At 56.3% G+C, this 18,642-nt stretch carries 17 protein-coding genes and 2 tRNA genes; 5 read left to right on the forward strand and 14 right to left on the reverse strand.

Features of this window, described 5'->3' with window-relative positions:
• Window positions 1-51 precede the first annotated feature (51 nt).
• Genes B0H98_RS02440 through sdhC form a run of 4 tightly spaced genes read right to left on the reverse strand, consistent with a single transcriptional unit; the run spans window position 52 to window position 3,284 of the window.
• Window positions 52-762: a succinate dehydrogenase iron-sulfur subunit gene (locus B0H98_RS02440; RefSeq protein WP_106373467.1), complete on the reverse strand. Its 711-nt coding sequence runs from the start codon at window positions 760-762 to the stop codon at window positions 52-54.
• Between the two features lie 27 nt (window positions 763-789).
• Window positions 790-2,562, reverse strand: a complete 1,773-nt coding sequence (gene sdhA / locus B0H98_RS02445) for a succinate dehydrogenase flavoprotein subunit (RefSeq protein WP_106373468.1) — start codon at window positions 2,560-2,562, stop codon at window positions 790-792.
• Window positions 2,563-2,565: 3 nt separating this feature from the next.
• Window positions 2,566-2,913 (reverse strand): succinate dehydrogenase, hydrophobic membrane anchor protein, encoded by a 348-nt coding sequence (gene sdhD, locus B0H98_RS02450; RefSeq protein ID WP_106373469.1) that lies wholly within the window; start codon window positions 2,911-2,913, stop codon window positions 2,566-2,568.
• On the reverse strand, window positions 2,907-3,284 hold the full coding sequence (gene sdhC, locus B0H98_RS02455; protein WP_106373470.1) for a succinate dehydrogenase, cytochrome b556 subunit: 378 nt from the start codon (window positions 3,282-3,284) through the stop codon (window positions 2,907-2,909). The genes sdhD and sdhC overlap by 7 nt, the downstream gene beginning before the upstream one ends.
• A gap of 500 nt (window positions 3,285-3,784) precedes the next feature.
• On the opposite strand from sdhC, the gene gltA reads away from it, so the two are divergent.
• Window positions 3,785-5,071, forward strand: coding sequence for a citrate synthase (gene gltA / locus B0H98_RS02460; RefSeq protein WP_106373471.1), 1,287 nt, complete (start codon window positions 3,785-3,787; stop codon window positions 5,069-5,071).
• 659 nt (window positions 5,072-5,730) lie between these two features.
• Here gltA and B0H98_RS02465 read toward each other — a convergent pair.
• The 3 genes from B0H98_RS02465 to gltX all read right to left on the reverse strand — a co-directional run bounded on the left by B0H98_RS02465 (window position 5,731) and on the right by gltX (window position 7,534).
• Window positions 5,731-5,806: transfer RNA gene (locus B0H98_RS02465), tRNA-Glu, on the reverse strand.
• 55 nt (window positions 5,807-5,861) lie between these two features.
• A tRNA-Ala gene (locus tag B0H98_RS02470) sits at window positions 5,862-5,937 on the reverse strand.
• A 118-nt stretch (window positions 5,938-6,055) separates the two neighbouring features.
• Window positions 6,056-7,534 (reverse strand): glutamate--tRNA ligase, encoded by a 1,479-nt coding sequence (gltX, locus tag B0H98_RS02475; RefSeq protein WP_106373472.1) that lies wholly within the window; start codon window positions 7,532-7,534, stop codon window positions 6,056-6,058.
• Window positions 7,535-7,820: 286 nt separating this feature from the next.
• On the opposite strand from gltX, the gene B0H98_RS02480 reads away from it, so the two are divergent.
• Window positions 7,821-8,345 (forward strand): helix-turn-helix domain-containing protein, encoded by a 525-nt coding sequence (locus B0H98_RS02480; RefSeq protein ID WP_106373473.1) that lies wholly within the window; start codon window positions 7,821-7,823, stop codon window positions 8,343-8,345.
• Between the two features lie 20 nt (window positions 8,346-8,365).
• Here the strand turns inward: B0H98_RS02480 and B0H98_RS02485 are convergent, their stop codons facing one another.
• The 3 genes from B0H98_RS02485 to B0H98_RS02495 form a co-directional block, all read right to left on the reverse strand.
• Window positions 8,366-8,932 carry a hypothetical protein gene (locus tag B0H98_RS02485; protein ID WP_106373474.1) on the reverse strand — a complete coding sequence of 189 codons (567 nt, stop codon included), beginning with the start codon at window positions 8,930-8,932 and terminating at the stop codon, window positions 8,366-8,368.
• Window positions 8,933-9,058: 126 nt separating this feature from the next.
• Complete coding sequence (gene nfsA, locus B0H98_RS02490) at window positions 9,059-9,790, reverse strand: oxygen-insensitive NADPH nitroreductase (protein ID WP_106373869.1); 732 nt, start codon at window positions 9,788-9,790, stop codon at window positions 9,059-9,061.
• 101 nt (window positions 9,791-9,891) lie between these two features.
• On the reverse strand, window positions 9,892-10,158 hold the full coding sequence (locus tag B0H98_RS02495) for a DksA/TraR family C4-type zinc finger protein (protein ID WP_106373475.1): 267 nt from the start codon (window positions 10,156-10,158) through the stop codon (window positions 9,892-9,894).
• Between the two features lie 391 nt (window positions 10,159-10,549).
• On the opposite strand from B0H98_RS02495, the gene B0H98_RS02500 reads away from it, so the two are divergent.
• On the forward strand, window positions 10,550-11,317 hold the full coding sequence (locus B0H98_RS02500) for a class I SAM-dependent methyltransferase (protein WP_106373476.1): 768 nt from the start codon (window positions 10,550-10,552) through the stop codon (window positions 11,315-11,317).
• Between the two features lie 10 nt (window positions 11,318-11,327).
• Here B0H98_RS02500 and B0H98_RS02505 read toward each other — a convergent pair whose 3' ends face one another.
• Window positions 11,328-13,007 carry a methyl-accepting chemotaxis protein gene (locus B0H98_RS02505; protein WP_106373477.1) on the reverse strand — a complete coding sequence of 560 codons (1,680 nt, stop codon included), beginning with the start codon at window positions 13,005-13,007 and terminating at the stop codon, window positions 11,328-11,330.
• Window positions 13,008-13,168: 161 nt separating this feature from the next.
• Window positions 13,169-14,230, reverse strand: coding sequence for an NAD(P)-dependent alcohol dehydrogenase (locus B0H98_RS02510; RefSeq protein ID WP_106373478.1), 1,062 nt, complete (start codon window positions 14,228-14,230; stop codon window positions 13,169-13,171).
• Window positions 14,231-14,434: 204 nt separating this feature from the next.
• Between B0H98_RS02510 and B0H98_RS02515 the strand changes: the two genes are divergently transcribed.
• A complete protein-coding gene (locus tag B0H98_RS02515) occupies window positions 14,435-15,328 on the forward strand; it encodes an AraC family transcriptional regulator (protein ID WP_106373479.1) in 894 nt (297 codons plus the stop codon).
• Between the two features lie 19 nt (window positions 15,329-15,347).
• Here the strand turns inward: B0H98_RS02515 and B0H98_RS02520 are convergent, their stop codons facing one another.
• Window positions 15,348-15,773 (reverse strand): VOC family protein, encoded by a 426-nt coding sequence (locus tag B0H98_RS02520; protein WP_106373480.1) that lies wholly within the window; start codon window positions 15,771-15,773, stop codon window positions 15,348-15,350.
• A gap of 140 nt (window positions 15,774-15,913) precedes the next feature.
• Here B0H98_RS02520 and B0H98_RS02525 point away from each other — a divergent pair, with 140 nt between their 5' ends.
• Window positions 15,914-16,777 (forward strand): LysR family transcriptional regulator, encoded by an 864-nt coding sequence (locus B0H98_RS02525; protein ID WP_340162372.1) that lies wholly within the window; start codon window positions 15,914-15,916, stop codon window positions 16,775-16,777.
• Between the two features lie 85 nt (window positions 16,778-16,862).
• Here B0H98_RS02525 and mqo read toward each other — a convergent pair whose 3' ends face one another.
• Window positions 16,863-18,563, reverse strand: coding sequence for a malate dehydrogenase (quinone) (gene mqo, locus B0H98_RS02530; protein ID WP_106373482.1), 1,701 nt, complete (start codon window positions 18,561-18,563; stop codon window positions 16,863-16,865).
• Window positions 18,564-18,642: the final 79 nt, after the last annotated feature.

Here is an 18,642-nt window from a genome sequence, read left to right on the forward strand (position 1 = left end):
CAAAACGCCACAAGTTGCGTGACAAACGCATTTTATTTATTCATGGGCTGATTATGTTGCATCTGCAAGCAGCATTTCACGGATCTTGCCAATGGCGCGAGTGGGGTTGAGACCTTTTGGACAAACCGCCACACAGTTCATGATGCCGCGGCAGCGGAATACCGAAAACGGATCTTCCAGATCGGTCAAACGCTCACGGGTGGCGTTATCGCGTGAATCCGCCAGGAAACGGTAGGACTGCAGCAGACCCGCTGGCCCCACGAACTTGTCCGGATTCCACCAGAACGACGGGCAGGACGTCGAGCAACAGGCGCACAGAATGCACTCGTACAGACCGTCAAGCTTTTCACGGTCTTCGGGCGACTGCAGACGCTCGATGGCCGGCGCCGGGGTATCGTTTTGCAGGTACGGCTGAATACGCTCGTACTGCTTGTAGAAGATACCCATGTCCACGACCATGTCGCGGATGACCGGCAGGCCCGGCAGCGGACGCAGGGTCAGCTTGTTGTTTTTCACAACGTCTGACAGCGGCGTGATACAGGCCAGACCATTCTTGCCGTTCATGTTCATGCCGTCAGAACCGCAAACGCCCTCGCGGCAGCTGCGACGAAACGCCAGACCGCTATCCTGCTCTTTCATCAGGTGCAGAACATCCAGCACCATGACGTCGCGTCCCTTGGTATCGACCTGAAACTCCTGCATATAAGGTGCGGAGTCGGTTTCCGGATTATAACGGTATACGGATACCTGAAGATTGGACATTGTAACTCCCTCTCGTCAATACGGAGCTTAGTAGGTACGAACCTTGGGTTCGAACGTATCAACTGTTTTCGGCTTGAAGTTGACGTCGCGCTGCTTCAGCTCTTTGGTGAGCGGGAAGTAGAGCGAGTGCTTCAGCCAGTTGACGTCATCACGGTCTGGGTAGTCGTAACGCGAATGGGCACCGCGGCTCTCTTTACGTTCAAGGGCGGCGATTGCCGTCGCTTCGGCCACTTCCATCAGGTTATCAAGTTCCAGCGCTTCTACACGGGCCGTGTTGAAGGCGTTGGATTTGTCAGGCAGATGAGCGTTGGCAATACGACCGCGCAGGTCGGCAAGCTTTTGAACGCCTTCCACCATGTTCTTCTCTTCGCGGAATACACCGAAAGAGGTCTGCATGATGTCCTGGAGTTCTGCTTTCAACGCAGGGATGCTCTCGCCACCTTCAGACTCGTTCCAACGAGTGATGCGCTTCATGGCGGATTCGATGTCAGACTCGGAGGCATCCAGATATTCGATGCCTTCGTTCAGCGCGCCTTCAATGAACATGCCGGCCGCACGTCCAAAGACCACCAGATCCAGCAAAGAGTTCCCGCCCAGGCGGTTGGCACCGTGTACCGATACGCACGCCGCTTCACCGCAGGCATACAGACCGTTGATGATCTGGTCGTTGCCGCTTTCGTCCTGGAGAATGGCCTGGCCATGAATATTGGTCGGAATACCGCCCATCATGTAGTGGCAGGTAGGTACGACCGGAATCGGATCTTTCGCCGGATCAACGTGGGCGAAGGTCTTGGAAAGCTCGACGATACCCGGCAGGCGTTTGCCCAGCACTTCTTCGCCCAGGTGATCGAGCTTCAGGAAGACGTGATCGCCCTTCTCGCCACAGCCGCGGCCTTCCAGAATTTCCATGACCATGGAGCGCGCTACAACGTCACGACCCGCCAGGTCTTTCGCGTTGGGCGCATAACGCTCCATGAAGCGTTCCCCATCCTTGTTGACCAGATAGCCGCCTTCACCGCGGCACCCTTCGGTCACAAGCGTCCCTGCACCGTAAATACCGGTCGGGTGGAACTGCCACATTTCCATGTCCTGCATCGGGAAGCCGGCGCGCAGCGCCATGCCGATACCGTCACCCGTATTGATCAAGGCATTGGTGGTCGATGCAAAGATACGGCCAGCACCGCCGGTCGCCAGTACGGTTGCCTTGGATTTAACGTGAACGACTTCGCCGGTTTCGATACACATGGCGATACAGCCCACCACGTCACCGCTGCCATTCTTCACCAGATCAACCGCGTACCACTCGTTCAAGAACGTCGTGTTGTTCTTCAGGTTGTTCTGGTAAAGCGTGTGCAGGAGAGCGTGGCCGGTACGGTCCGCTGCTGCACAGGTACGTGCTGCCTGGCCACCTTCGCCAAAGTTCTTGGACTGACCGCCAAACGGGCGCTGGTAAATACGGCCGTTATCAAAGCGCGAGAACGGCAGTCCCATGTGCTCGAGTTCAAATACGGCTTTGGGGCCTTCAGAACACATGTACTCCGACGCGTCCTGGTCAGCGATATAGTCGCCGCCTTTAACGGTGTCGTACATGTGCCAGCGCCAATCGTCTTGAGGGTCGGCGGAGGCGATAGCGCAGGTAATACCACCCTGAGCAGAAACGGTGTGGGAGCGTGTCGGGAACACTTTGGAAAGAACGGCTGTCTTCTTACCGGATTTGGCCAGCTCCAGAGCAGCGCGCAGGCCAGCGCCACCGCCACCAATGATAATGGCGTCAAACGTCAGGCTACGAAGGTTAGACATGTATCAAGCTCCCCACAGAATTTGAATGCCCCACACCAGATAGACGAAGATGGCCAGAATGATCAGCGTCTGGGCACCCACGCGCAGGCGAGTGGACTTGAGATAATCGGTAGTTACGGTCCACAGGCCAATCCAGGCGTGTGCTGCAATGGAGATAAATGCCAGCAGCGAGAAGATCCGCATCCACGTTTGGTTAAACAGGCCGCTCCAGGTGTAGTAGTCAAGGTCTGGGTTAAACAGCAGGTAGGCCACCATGAAAACCGTATATACGGCCAGCACCACTGCAGACACGCGCTGCATCAGCCAGTCAGACAGCCCGCTGCGACCAAAACTTGTGATATTGGTTACCATACCCAGACTCCTGCCAGAATAATCAGAACCGCACTGACCACTACCGTGATCTGCGCTTTTTGCACGCTTCCTTCCAGAGTCACACCAATGTCGGCGTCCATCAGCAGGTGCTTGATGCCTGCCACGAAATGGAACGCCAGAGCGGACAGCAGACCCCAGGCAACAAACTTGGCCAATAGGTTATTGGCAAGTGCGTTGCTGACTTCATCAAAGCCTGCCGGAGATGACAGTGACTTGCCCAGCGCCCAAAAAGCGAACATCAGGCCAACGAACAGGATCACACCGGTAATACGGTGGGTGATCGACGTCAGCGCCGGAAGTGGGAAGTGTATCGTAGTTAGATCTAGATTTACGGGTCGTTTGCTATTCACGGCTTATACACACTCTCTTGGCCCGCTCTGCGACAGGTCGGGCATAGCCCGAGCGGGCAGTGGTTGCTGGAAGGGGCTCGGCCGTTTGCCAAGTCAAGCACGACCACCTACCTGCCGGTCGCGCGCCGAGGATTATAAGAACCTTCGCCCCTGCTGACAAACCGAACTCGGACCTAACTCGACTATGGTGCAAAAAAAAGCGGCCAACCCGAGTCGATTTTGCGTTGCAGCATCGATATAGTGACAGAGGCTTGATCGTTTTGTAAGCCTGTTAAGGAGTCGTCAAACCTCGAGCACTTCGCTACTATGATCAGTATCATCTATATACAAACATTATTCACAAAAATAATTTCTGCATAACTTTGTTTGCATGCCCTACGCCTAGCGTTTTGCCTAATTGACAAAATGTCGCACGCTTCTATAGTGGGCAAGCCTTTTCGCCGGCGCGGTATGCGAAACAACGACTTTACGTCCCAACCCGAATCCGAAAGGAGGCCAGAATGGCTGACAGGAAAGCAACATTGACGGTAGACGGTCTTGATAAAACGATCGAACTACCCATGTACTCCGGCACGCTTGGGCCAGACGTTATTGACGTTCGCGGCCTGGGAGCCGAAGGCCTGTTCACCTACGACCCCGGCTTCATGGCCACCTCTTCTTGCCAATCTGCCATCACTTATATCGATGGCGGCAAGGGCGTACTGCTGCACCGCGGCTACCCCATTGACCAACTGGCCAAAGAGTCCAACTTTGTAGAAATGAGCTACACGCTACTGTTTGGCGAACTGCCAACCGACGAGCAGTATGCAGACTTTGCGGCACGCATCCGTAATCACACGATGGTGCACGACCAGATCAACAACTTCTTTAAAGGGTTTCGCCGCGACGCGCACCCGATGTCCATTCTGTGTGGCGTAGTCGGCGGCCTTGCGGCGTTCTACCATGACCACATGGACATCACAAAGGAAGAGGATCGCACGGTAAGTGCCATTCGCCTGATTGCGAAAATGCCCACGATTGCGGCCATGTCGTACAAGTACAACATCGGCCAGCCGTTCAACTATCCGCGCAATGACCTGAGCTATGCAGAGAACTTCCTCTACATGATGTTCAGCAACCCGTGCGAAGAGTACAAGATCAACCCGGTCTACGCGAAAGCCATGGATCGCATCTTCATGCTGCACGCCGACCATGAGCAGAATGCGTCCACCTCTACCGTACGCCTGGCAGGCTCTACCGGTGCCAACCCGTTTGCGTGCATCAGTGCCGGCATCGCCGCACTTTGGGGCCCGGCGCACGGTGGCGCCAACGAAGCCGTACTTGCCATGCTCGATGAAATCGGCGAAGACACGGAAGAGAACATCCAGCGCTTTGTCGATAAAGCCAAGGACAAGGACGACCCGTTCAAGCTGATGGGCTTTGGTCACCGCGTTTATCGTAACTTCGACCCGCGCGCCAAGGTAATGAAAGAGACCTGCGATGAAGTACTGGCCGAGCTTGGCCTGGCCGACGACCCGCAGCTCAAGATCGCCAAGCGTCTTGAACAGATTGCCCTGGAAGATGAATACTTCATTGAGCGCAAGCTTTACCCGAACGTGGATTTCTACTCGGGCATCATCCTTAAAGCCATGGGCATTCCCACCAACATGTTCACGGTCATCTTCGCCGTATCACGCACGATTGGCTGGATTTCCCACTGGAACGAAATGCTCAGCGAAAGCTACAAGATCGGTCGCCCGCGCCAGCTCTATACTGGCCACGACCAGCGCGACTACCCCAAGAAGTAACCGCGCAACCGCGCTTTCCTTTCAAGAAAGCGCTTCGGTACCTAGAAAGGCCACCTACGGGTGGCCTTTCTGTTTTATAGCAAGTCACTTCTCCACCCGCCTTGCCCTGAAACGCCCAAGGCGTCACTGCTGCCCGCCAGACCGGAAGTTGGCCACCGGAAGGGGCGCTTACTCCAGCTCGCTGTACGCACGCTTCTGGGCCGCTATTGGCAAGTGGTCATGTCAGCCTGGAGTTGCCCGACACAGTAGACGAAAGCACACCAGAAAGCGGCATTAATACGGGTAATAATACTTGACATTTTTAGGTATTGGCTCAAAAAAAGGTTTTCCACACTATCTGTGGATAAGCTTGTTTATAACCACTACAAAACGTCCCGCAATCGCCATGAACAGTGACCTAGCCTTAAATTGATCATTTTTTGATCGCTTTTAAGTCTTTGTTTTATAACAACTTAAGCTTAATTGAATATTTTTTACGGCGGTAACAAGGAGTTGTGCACAACTCGGTGCGGATGATCAGCTAACGTGGACAAGTCAAGCAAAAATACGCCAAAAATAGGCAAATCACGCCATTTTTCAGGTAAGCAGAAAGGCAAAAACACAGCAAATGAAGAGACTCATTACTGTATCTAAAAGGTGGGGGAATATGACAAAAAAGATGGCGTCCCATAGGGGGTTCGAACCCCTGTTACCGCCGTGAAAGGGCGGTGTCCTGGACCACTAGACGAATGGGACGGATCTACATCAAACAACGACATTGCGATCATCACTGATGGATGATTCACAATATTGGTGGAGCCTAGCGGGATCGAACCGCTGACCTCAACACTGCCAGTGTTGCGCTCTCCCAGCTGAGCTAAGGCCCCACATGTCCTGAAGACGGAGCGTATAGTACTGATTACGCTTACCTTCGTCAACCAGGAAAACGCCAAATTTGTAATCTCTACAGAAAATGGCGTTTCCCCAAGCTGCTACCTCTGAATCCTAGAGGTCGCGGTACTCTTTCTCAAAGCGCTTGAGCTGTTTCTTGGATACGCCGCCCAGTACTTCAATAGCGCTGCGCAGACGCGCGCGCGTCACATCTGACCCTAGAATCGCCATGGCATCCATGACGGAAGTGCTCGAGGTGCTTCCGGTAATCGCGATAAAGACGGGTGCCAGAAACGCCTTCATCTTGAGATCGAAGTGCGCCGCCAACGCCTTCACCTCTTCAAGCAGCGCCTCCTTGTGCCAGGCAGATACGGTTTCAAAGCGCCATACCAGGAATTGCAGCAGCTTCACGAGCTCTTCTTTCTCAAGTTTTACGCTTTCAAAATCACTCTCGCTCAGCGCCGGCAACCCTGAGAAAAAGTGCCCAGCCAGCGGCATTACCTGTGAAAGCGTCTCTACACGAGGGCGCACCTGGGGCAGAATCTGCTTCACATAAGCATCATTGAACGCCCACTCGCGCAGCGCCTTGAGCAGCGCTTCATCGTCCAGATCTTCACGGATATAGACGCCGTTCAGCCAGGTCAGCTTCTCGAGATCGAATACCGGCCCACCCAGTGATACGCGCTGAATATCGAACTCCGCCATCATGTCGGCGAGGCTGAACTTCTCGCGCTCATCGGGCATCGACCAGCCCATGCGGCCAAGGTAGTTGGTCACCGCCTGGGGCAAGAACCCCATACGGCGATAGTAGTTGATCGACGTGGGGTTCTTGCGTTTGGAGAGCTTGGACTTGTCGGGGTTACGCAACAGCGGCATGTGGCACAGCTCGGGCATTTCCCAGCCGAAATAGTCGTACAGCAACTGGTGCTTGGGCGCCGAGTTGATCCACTCTTCACCGCGCAATACGTGGGTGATTCCCATCAGGTGGTCATCCACCACGTTCGCCAGATGATAAGTGGGCATGCCGTCAGACTTGAGCAGCACCTGAGCATCGATCTGCGCCCATTCGACTTCGATGGTGCCGCGCAGCATATCCTTCACCACGCAGACGCCTTCACTGGGCACGTTCATGCGTACCACGTAGGGCCAGTTCTCCTGCTCGCGACGCGCTACCTCCGCTTCATCGAGCTTCAGATCAGCCGGCTTGAAGGCCAGTTGCAGGCCCGCTTCCTTGCGCGCTTCGCGCAGCTCATCAAGCTCTTCGGCAGTGCGATAGCATTTGAAGGCGTGCCCCGCATCCAGCAGCTCTTGCGCGTACTGGGCGTAAATGTCGCCACGTTCGCTCTGGCGGTAAGGGCCGTGGGGGCCACCTACGTCCGGGCCCTCATCCCACTCAAGCCCCAACCAGCGCAGCGAATCCAGAATCATCTGTTCGGACTCAGCCGTTGAGCGTACACGGTCCGTATCTTCGATACGCAGAATGAACTGCCCGCCATGCTGGCGCGCAAAACACAGATTGAACAGCGCAATATAAGCCGTACCGACGTGGGGGTCGCCCGTAGGAGAAGGGGCTATGCGAGTACGAACGGTCATAGAGACATCCTTATAGCAAGAAAGCGTAGCGATATTATACCTGCCCTGCGTACAACCAACAGCGTGATGAAGGGAACGACTTGCGTATAAAACCGTCAAAGTAAACGTAATAAGGTTATAGATTTCAAGATGCGCGGTCTTGCACAATCGCTTAGTATTGTGCTGTCGCCAAAATTGGCGATTGTGCATGAAAAAGCAACTGAAATGCACTTAGTATGCTGGAAACGCCGCAAGTGCGGCAAAGTAAACTTAACGAGTTGACAATGCTCATTAATAGGAAATCGAAATGGAATCGCTAGGCTCACGTATCAAGCAATTGCGGCTGAGGGCCAAGCTCAACAAGGCTGCTCTGGCGCGTAAGGTGGGTGTGTCTGATGTCACCATTTCTTACTGGGAGTCAGGAGCTATCAAGCAAATCGGCCACGAGCGCTTGGTTGCGCTTGCCGAAGCGCTGGACTGCTCACTCGCTACCCTGTTGGAAGGTGATACCGCCCCTCAGTTATTGACGTTGACTCATACTGGCCCTCTCCCCTGGGAACAGGTGCAGGCAACGACGATTACCGTTCCGCACTACCTGTCTTTGAATATCGACTGGAAAGCTCCGTGCGTCATGGCTACCCCCGGCCCTGATACGGACTTTGCACCGGTTGCGGCCAATGATTTGTTGCTCCTTGGCCCAACGCACGTGTTTCATAAAGCAGGGCATTATCTTATCCAGCGTGATGAGCGCTTTGTGCTCGAGCATTTTACCAAAGCACCCGCTGATACAGCCATTCATGCCGTACTGCTTGCCCACTGGCGTTCTGTCTAAAGCATCTCCCCCCTAGCTTTTCAATTAACCTCCACCTGGTCACGTGTTCGTCTTGGCTCATCCCCCACCAAGAAACGGCGTGAGTAGGTGGCTACCTGACCTAAACCATGGCGGGATTGGCTAACCAGCTCTCCCGCCAGATATTCACCTTTTGGGCCAATGCGCGCGCGCACTGTATCTGGCTGAACGCTTGATTCAGAAAGCTGTACGCGCACGATATAGCCTCCATCCGGCAATCCGCTTCCCGAACCAAAAGGCCCGGCACTGAATTGGCCATCATTGACGGCCGTGCGTGACTGCCAACGAACGCGGCTTAGCTCACGCTCAACGGTTACCTGTACCTGCGCGCTATCCGGTAGATTGGTTTGCCCTTGCACGACCAGTCGGCGATCACTTCTAAGCGATACCGACGTGGTGATTGCCACGTTTAATGGCTCGAGCTGCTCTCCTGCCGGGGGCTCGACAGGAATCGGCTGCTCACTCCGTGTAGATGGCTCGCGCGCAGGCTCGTCTTCCGGCCCACCACATCCCGCTATCACGACCATGGATAACAGTACCAGGCCAAGGCCTGCTTGTAGCTTATGCATGATGCTTCCTCGACAACGGCGGCTTACAGGTTATCACTGTCGTCTCAAGACCACAGTGAATTAGACCGCTTCCGACGTAAATGATGTCAAGACAGACGTGATAGCAGGCGGCGCGTGCCTTGAGGCTTACTTCATTTCAAAACCGCGTTCGATCAGAAAGTCACGCATATGCGGGCGCAACTTGTTATCAAACAGCGGCGTGAGGTTATGCGACCAGTCGGAATCTTTATTGCCACTGCTGCGCGACTGGTAGTACGTCTGCATGGTGGCATCAAAGTCTTCAACCAGCGCCGGGTCGGCGGTGTAGTAATCTTCCTTGAGCACGGCTTCAACTGGCAGGCGCGGCTTGACCTCAGGGTCATGATCCGGGTATCCAAGGCACATCCCAAATACGGGATAGACATGCTCGGGTAGCTTTAGCAGATCACTGATCGCCTGCGGATTATTACGGATGCCGCCGATGTAGCAGATACCCAGGCCTTCTGATTCCGCCGCGGTGGCTACGTTCTGCCCCATCAGCGCTACATCTACCGTTGCCACCAGCAGTTGCTCGGTCATGCCCCGCACGACCTTGGCGCCAGTGCGTTCAGACGCCTCCGTAGGACGCTTCATATCCGCACAGAAGACCAGAAAGTCTGCGCAGCTTGCGATGTAATCCTGCCCACCTGCCAGCTCGGCGATCTTCTCGCGATTGGCCTGATTCTTCACATGGATAACCGTATAAGCCTGAACATGGCTTGAGGTGGCCGCGCCCTGGCCTGCCTGAATCAATTCGACGAGAAGCTCCCGAGCAATGGGACGATCTGTGAACTTGCGAATGGAACGGTGGGATTTCATCAGGTTGATAACGTCGTTCATGATACCTCGCTTACGAAGAGCGGCTTTAAATTCGGCGCCCGCCATGACGTCGCGGCGCCGCGTGAGTACTCACCTAATGAGGGCAGCGCTTTAAAATACAACTAACGAAGCTGGCTATCTTTACTGCCCCGACGATTGTAGCCACTTACGTTCGACTGCTTTTTATCCTGCTCGTTCTGGCAGTTGATGCACAGCCGAACGCCCGGCACGGCCAAGCGCCGCGCCTCAGGTATCACGGCATCACACTCTTCGCAGTGCCGGCGGCTCTCACCACGCGGAAGCTGGCTGCGCGCCCGTTCCACGGCGTCATCCAGCGTTCTCTCGATCTGTTCCTGCTCGGCACCATCCTTTGCCCATCCTCCGGCCATTACCTGTCTCCTGTTGGGTTGGCGTTCACTACCAAGGGTAGCAGTAAAGCGCCAGACAGCTTATGAGACCACAGCTGACCACGCATCATTCCATCGCTTTCCAGCTCGCGCTTCCCTGCGAAGGCCTCAGAAAGCCATACCCATAACGGCGTAGGCCACCAAGGAGACCAGCGCATCATTCAGAAAGATCGTGGCAGGTAATAACGAGGGCGTCAGCCAACCCGACGACACTTCGACAATATAGGAGTCGGAAGCTTATGCTCAAACAGGCACCCCTGTTCATAGCCAAGAATTAGCGCCATCTATTATTGTTGATTCAAGAAGATGTTATGGCGCCTCGGGCTATACTCTCTATAATTCCCGTGCACTACAACGATGCCAGGACGCCGCCATGAACAACAGTACGCCTCATCCGCCAGGCCAGGAATGGAACGCTGGCCACTACGCTCACAATGCCGACTTTGTGCCTAAAATGGGTAGCGATGTCATCAAGCTGCTCTCGCCGCAACCCGGCCAGCGAATTCTGGATCTGGGGTGTGGTGATGGCGCTCTGACCGAGCGCCTGCAAGAGCTGGGCGCTGACGTTCTGGGGGTGGATAGCTCAGAAGATATGGTGGCCGCCGCTCGTGCGCGTGGCGTTACCGCGCGCGTCGTCGATGCTCACGAGCTCCCCTTTGACCATGAGTTCGATGCGGTTTTCAGTAATGCGGCGCTTCACTGGATGCTGGACCCTCAGGCGGTTCTGTCCGGCGTGAAACGTGCATTGAAGCCGGGCGGGCGGTTTGTGGCGGAGTTTGGCGGCCATGGTAACGTGGCGGCCATCTGCACGGCGCTGATTGCCTCGCTTCAGTTTCGAGGCATCAGCGCCCGAGGACGGCACCCGTGGTACTTCCCTACCACGGAAGAGTACGCCCAGATACTGCAAACCGTAGGTTTCACGGTCGATAGCATCGAGCTCATTCCCCGCCCTACCCAGCTGCCTACCGGCATGGCGGGATGGATAGAGACCTTTGCCAACCCCTTCCTGCACGGGCTGGAAGAGGATCTACGTCATTCAATCATCGACAATACTCTGGTACTGCTCTCCCACAGCTTGAGTGATGGCCAGGGTAACTGGACCGCCGACTACGTGCGTCTGCGGGTTTCGGCCCATATCTAGGGCATTGCGCCTAGAACTCATCCCACTCGTCAGCTGGCTCGGCCAGCGCCTTTCGAGAAGACGCTCGATGCGGCTGATGGAGTGCCTGCTTTGGCGTTGAAATAGCCGGCGGCGCAGGCACTGACGCCGTGCTTGCTCCGCTCGCCTGCTCTTCCAGCCGGAAGGTGGCCATCAGCGCTGCCAACTGGCGCGCCTGACCTTCAAGGGCATTGGCGGCACTGCTGGTCTGCTGCACCAGCGCCGCGTTTTGCTGGGTGACCGAGTCCATTTCCGTCAGCGCGGCGTTGATCTGCTCGATACCGCCGTTCTGCTCCCGGCTTGCGGTGGAAATCTCGCCCATCAGCGTGGTGACCTGGCCAATTGCCTCCACCGTCTGCGAAATGGTCTTGCCACTGCGTTCGGCCTGTTCGGCACCGCCGGTGATCTGCGCGGTGGTCTGCTCGATCAGGCTACGGATCTCTTTCGCCGAGGCAGCGCTGCGGGTGGCAAGCGAGCGAACCTCGCTGGCCACTACCGCAAACCCACGCCCCTGCTCACCGGCTCTGGCGGCTTCAACGGAAGCATTCAGGGCCAGAATATTGGTTTGAAAGGCAATCGAATCGATCACTCCGATTATATCGTTGACGCGATTGGCACTGTCGGCGATTTCACGCATCAGCGTAACGGTGCGCTGAACTTCCTTGCCCCCCGCTTCAGCTGACTGGGACGCCGCCGCCGACAGCTCATCGGCCGCCTGCGCCGATTCTGCGTTTCTACTTACCGTGGTCGACATCTGCTCCATGCTGGACGCGGTTTGCTGAAGTGCCGACGCCTGCTGTTCGGTGCGTGAAGAGAGGTCCTGGCTGCCCGCCGAAATCTCGCCGGCGCCGCTGAATACACTTTCACTACTGCCGCGTAGCGAAACGACCAACGCTTTCAACTTGGACTGCATCGCCGCCAGTGCGCTGAACAGTTGGCCCACTTCATTACGGCCACGCGCCTCGATACGTCCGGTCAGATCGCCATCGGCGATATGCGAAAAGTGGGCAATCGCCTGATTAAGCGGATATACGACGCCCCGCATCATTGCCATGCGGATAATGATTGCGGCAACAAGCGATACCACCAGCAGCGCCAAGGCGATCGTACCCACCGTTTGCGCCAGCTGGTCCACCTGCTCGATCACGCGCTGCCCTCGGGCTTCGGTATAGGCAATAAAGTCTCCCATAGCTTCATCAAGCTGGGCACTGCTTTCACCCAAGGCCTCCTGACGGCGCTGTACCTGAAATGGCGGAGCCTCGAGCAGCGGCACGATTCCTTCAATAACGAAGGCTTCATAGGCCAGCACTACCGCCTCGCGGTAACGAGCAAGCTCAGTATCCTCGGGGATTGGCAGCGCTTGAAACTCTTCAAAACGCGCCTGTGCCGCGGCTACCGCTTGAGTTGCCAGCAGCAGGCTGTCCTGGCCGCGTTCAGCGTTGCCCTGAGTACTGAAGCTGGCAAAACGATCCAGAAAGGTCTGTGCTCTTAGTGCGTTGACCTGGGTGCGGTTAGCCAGGTTGGTCAATCGCACGTTGATATCGGCAAGTTCTTCCAGGGCGCGTCCGCTTGTGTGATTGGTATAAAACGCAAGCCCGCTGATCAGCCCGATCATGAGTACCATCAGGGCCAGCGCAGCGGTCAAACTCCACTTAATTGAGAGATGCTTCATCTTGTTGATCCCCTTGCTTTTTTATAGGTTGTTTATATCTGTCGGCCAGAGTAAACCAAGCTGAAGCATTTTTCGGGGCACTATCGACCTATGTATAACGGGTAGGCATAAAAAAACCCACCGAGGCTTAGCCGCGGTGGGTGGTTTACATCACCACTTGATTAAGCGGCGGTGTCCTTCAGCGTTGCCATATCAATAACGAAGCGATAGCGCACGTCGCCTTTTTCCATGCGCTCGAAACCTTCGTTGATATTATTGATATCCAGCATCTCGATATCGCAGGTAATGCCCTGCTCGGCGCACAGCTGGAGCAGCTCTTCGGTTTCCGCGATGCCGCCAATCAGCGAGCCCGCCACTACCCGGCGCTTGAACACCAGGTTGAAGGCTTCGATTGCCGGTTCGATCGGCTCCAGAAGACCTACGATGATATGCGTACCGTCGTATTTAAGCGACGTAAGGTAGGGGTTCAGGTCGTGCTGTACGGGCACGGTGTCCAGCATGAAATCGAAGGTTTCCGCGACGGCTTCCATTTGTGCCGGATCGCTCGATACCACCACGTGATCGGCGCCGTTACGCTTGGCTTCTTCTACCTTGGCGTCAGAGCGGGTAAATACAGTGACTTCCGCGCCCAGGGCCTTGGCAAGCTTCACACCCATGTGGCCAAGGCCACCCATACCAATCACGCCCACCTTGTGACCTTTACCTACACCGTGATGCTTGAGCGGTGAATAGGTGGTAATACCGGCGCACAGAATCGGCGCGGCAGAAGCCAGGTCGATACCGTCGGGCATTTTTATAACGAAGTGCTCGCTGACCACGATGGCATCCGAGTAGCCGCCCTGGGTCAGGGTACCGTCCACGCGGTCTTCACTGCCATAGGTCATGGTGAAACCTTCCAGGCAGTACTGCTCCACGCCATCCTTGCAGGCGCTGCAGGTGCGGCAGGAGTCTACCATGCAGCCAACCCCGACCAAGTCGCCCGCCTTCAAACGGCTCACCTTGTCACCCACGGCGGTGACCCGGCCCACGATTTCATGACCAGGGACCACCGGGTACTGGCTCATGCCCCAGTCGTTGCGCGCAAAGTGCAGATCGCTGTGGCAAACGCCGCAGTAGAGAATCTCGATGGCGACATCATCGGAGCGCGGCTCGCGGCGCTCGAATGAAAAAGGGGCTAACGGTTTATCCGCTGCAAAGGCAGCGTAGGATTTAGCTTGGCTCATCAGATACAACTCCTTTCATCGGTGATCCTCTTGACCATGAGGACGCCTGATCATTATTCGCCGATTGGGGCGCAATAACGATGGGCTAAGCTCCGTATTTCTTGCCTATTACTCCGAATATATGTGATAAAATAACAAAAAATTGCTATATTTCGTCATTATTGTCCGATTCACTCTACCCTCCAACACTTCTGACGGGCCTTCATGAGCACGCTGCTTGCAAACCAACCGCCGTTAGCGCGCACCATCGCCGCGCTGACCAAGGCCGATGGGATCACCCAGACACGCCTGCCGGGCGTCTCACTGCTCTGCCTGGGCCGCCACCAGGTACGTACGCCGCTGCTCTACGAACCCAGCCTGACCGTTATCGCCCAAGGCCGGAAAGTGGGCTATCTGGGTGATCGTGAAATTCACTACAACCCCGGCCAGTACTTGGTGCAAACCCTGCCACTACCTTTCGAGTGTGAAACCCACGGTTCACCCGAGGCACCGCTGCTGGGTATTTCCGTCAAACTGGACCCGGCGCTGTTAAGCGAAATGGTCATGACCATGGGCGACATCAGTGCCCCCACCCCTTCCCCAATGCCCATGGCATCGGTGGCCATGACTGCGGGCATGCAGGATGCAGTCGGCCGGCTGGCAGGCACACTGAGATGTGAAACGGAGTGTTCCATCATGGGCGCGGCACGCATTCGCGAGGTGGTGTTCGAGGCACTCAAGGGAGAACAGGGGCCAGCGCTTAGAGCACTGGTGAATGGCCAGGGGCACTATTCACGCATTGTGCAGGTGCTGTCCAGACTTCACGTAAGCTTTGCCGATGAGTTTACCGTCGAGCAGTTGGCGCAGCAGGCCAGCATGAGCGTCTCGACGTTTCATCAGTACTTCAAGCAGATCACCCGCGCCTCCCCCGCCCAGTATCTGAAGCGGCTGCGGCTGATCAAAGCCCAGCAGCTTCTGTCCCAGCAGGGGCACAACGTCAATCAGGCGGCATTGAAGGTGGGCTATCGCAGCGCGGCACAGTTCAGCCGTGACTATAAACGCTACTTTGGAGAATCCCCGCTGCAGCACCGTCGTCAGGAGCAGGCGCTGCAGGGGTAGTGAGCCTTACTTGGCGAACTTACTTGGCAAAGATCTGGCTCTTGTCCTTGAATGCCTTGAACTCCAGCGCGTTACCGCAGGGGTCGAGCAGGAACATGGTGGCCTGCTCGCCCACCTGCCCCTTGAAGCGCACGTAAGGCTCGATCACGAACTCGATGCCCTGCGCTTTCAAGCGCTCGGCGAGTGCTTCCCACTCATCCCACTCCAGTAGCACGCCAAAGTGCGGCACCGGCACGTCGTGGCCGTCCACCGGGTTGGTGTGGGCGCTCTCCTGGCCGGGCGTTTTCGGGTGGCCGTGAATGACCAGCTGATGGCCGAAGAAATTGAAGTCGACCCAGTTCTCGCTGGAACGCCCTTCTTCCAGGCCGAATACGTCGTTATAGAACGCGCGGGCCAGCGCCACATCGTAAACGGGGATGGCCAGATGGAACGGGGAAAGGCTCATGGTGATCTCCTGCACGGTCATTGTAAGGTGGCTAGCGGCGGCCAGCCGGTAGTGATAGCCATCCTAGGCCGGGCCATGGGAAAATAAAATCAATATATTTTTCGCCAACCCACAAAAACTATTTATCAATGATACGCGAGTTGAAAACCCTTACTGCCGTTGCCCAGGAAGGCACCTTCGCCGCTGCCGCGCACAAGATCGGCTTGACCCAGGCCGCGGTCAGCGCCCAGATGAAGCGCCTTGAAGAGGCGCTGAATGTTGCCCTGTTCGTTCGCAAGGGCCGTTCGGCGGCGCTGACGCCGCAGGGTCAGGAGGTGCTGCAACAGGCCCATACCCTGCTGGCGCTTTACCGGAACCTGGGGGAAGCCAATACCGACATGCAGGCAATGACTCCAGTCACTATTGGCGCCATTGCCTCTATTCAACGCTCGCTGTTACCCGAGGCGCTGGCGCGCTTTCATCATGCTTACCCAGGCTGCCGCACGCGGGTACTGCCCGGGCTTTCCATGGCGCTGGTCAATCAGGTGGATGCCGGCGAGCTTGATATGGCGGCCATCATTCGCCCCTCATTCACGCTGCACAGCGACCTGCGCTGGACACCGCTGGCCCATGAACCTTTTCGCCTGATGGTTCCGGCCGCTGTTGAAGGTGATGACTGGCGTGAGCTGCTTGGCCGTGAACCCTTCGTGCGCTACGACCGCTCATCTTTCGGGGGGCGTCAGGTAGACCGCTTTCTACGCGGCCATCATGTTCAAGTGAAGGAGATATGCGAAGTGGACGAGCTGGATACCATTATCCAACTCGTGGCTCATGGGGTGGGTATCGCCCTGGTGCCCCAGGTGGCCGCGCTTCAGCCCTGGCCTGCCACGGTACGCGCAGTGAATCTGGGCGTGCACACCTTTCATCGTGATGTTGGCCTGATACACCGGGCAAGCAGTCAGTTAAGCGAACCGGCCCGGGCACTTGCCCAGTTTATCTGCGAGGCCGCCAGAACCGACCTGTAAAAAAACGCCAGCCCCGTAAAGGGCTGGCGTTTTTACACGTTACATCCATTGACACGGGTCGTTGCCAACCCGGGCCTTCGTCGCCTTACAGGGCGACTTCTTCTGCTTCGTCGTTCTGAGCTTCGCTTTCAGCCGCGCCCTGCTCGGCACTGCTTTCACTGCCGGCGTCGGTAGCTTCTGATTCAGGCTCGGCATTTTCCACTTCCGTCAATGCGTCAGTGTCCTGCTCTACTGAATTCATTGGCTCATTCAAGGCCAGCGTTTGCGCCGTATAAGCACGCATTTCGCGTAAAAGCTCGGGGTTCTCCGACAGACGCTGGCCGTAAGACGGCACGATCTCAAGCAGTTTTTCCTGCCACTCGTCGCTTGCTACCTGCTCGGCGAATACGTTTTCCAGTAGACGCAGCATGATGGTCGGCGAGGTAGAAGCCCCCGGCGATGCACCCAAAAGTGCGGCAATGGAGCCGTCTTCAGCGCTGACCACTTCGGTACCGAACTGAAGCTTGCCACCCTCGTCCGGGTCATTCTTGATGATCTGAACACGCTGGCCGGCGGTCCACAGCGTCCAGTCATCGGGATTCGCTTGTGGATAGAAGTCCTGCAGCGCCTCAAAGCGGTCGTCATCGGACATCATTACCTGGCCTATCAGGTAGCGCACCAGGTTGAAGTTGTGCATACCTACCTGAGCGGTCGGCCATACGTTGTTGAACGTGATGGAACCAAACAGGTCGGTCCAGGAGCCCTCTTTCAGGAACTTGCTCGAGAAGGTGGCAAACGGGCCAAAGAACAGGGCCGGCTCGCCATCCAGGTTACGAAAGTCCATATGCGGCACCGACATCGGCGGAGAACCTTCACCGGCCTTGGCATATACCTTGATCTGATGCTGGGCTACGACATCAGGATTGGTGGTGTACAGAAACTGGCCACCCACCGGGAAACCGGCGTAGGCATCGGCTTCAGGAATACCGGCTTCCTGCAGCAGCGGCAGTGCCGCACCGCCGGCACCGATAAAGACAAAGCGCGCGTCGATGCTTGTTTCATCACCGCTTTCAAGGTTCTTGACCGTGACGTGCCAGCTGTCGTCATCGTTGCGCTCAAGGCCACGCACTTCACTGTTGAGTGACAGCGTGAAGTTGTCGCTATCGCCGAGCGCTTCAATCATCTGACGGGTCTGGGCGCCGTAGTTGACCTCGGTACCCATCTGCATGCGGGTCGCAGCTACCGGGGTATCTTCATCACGGCCAGCCATCACCAACGGCATCCACTCAGCGATCTCTTCACGATCCTCTGAATACTCCATGCCTTCGTACAGCGGGTTCTCGGTCATGCGCGCATAGCGCTCGCGCAGGAAGGCAACATCGTCCTCGCCCCATACCAGCGCATGGTGGGGTACCGTGTTGATAAATTCAGCCGGGTTGCTCAGGATACCCTGGTCGACCTGGTGCGCCCAGAACTGGCGGGAAAGCTCGAACTGCTCGGTCACGTTCACCGCGCGCTCGATTTCAACGTGGTTGCCGTCGCCAGGCGTATAGTTCATTTCCATGAAGGCAGAGTGACCGCTGCCCGCATTGTTCCAGGCGTTGGAGCTCTCGTCGGCTACCTGACCCAGACGCTCATAAAGATGAATGTCCCACTCGGGTTCCAGCTCCTGAAGATAGGTACCCAGCGTGGCGCTCATGATGCCGCCACCAATCAATACAACGTCAACCGGCTCATCCGCCGAAACGGGCATCGCTGCCATCGCCAGAAGCGGTGAACAGAGTAAAAAACTTAAACGTTTATGCATGTCATATCCTGACGATACGAAAAAACTTACCGGAGCGATGAAAGCCCGGTATCGAGGGGGTATTATATGTCGACGAAAG

The organism is Vreelandella songnenensis (assembly GCF_003002925.1).
GTDB lineage: Bacteria > Pseudomonadota > Gammaproteobacteria > Pseudomonadales > Halomonadaceae > Vreelandella > Vreelandella songnenensis.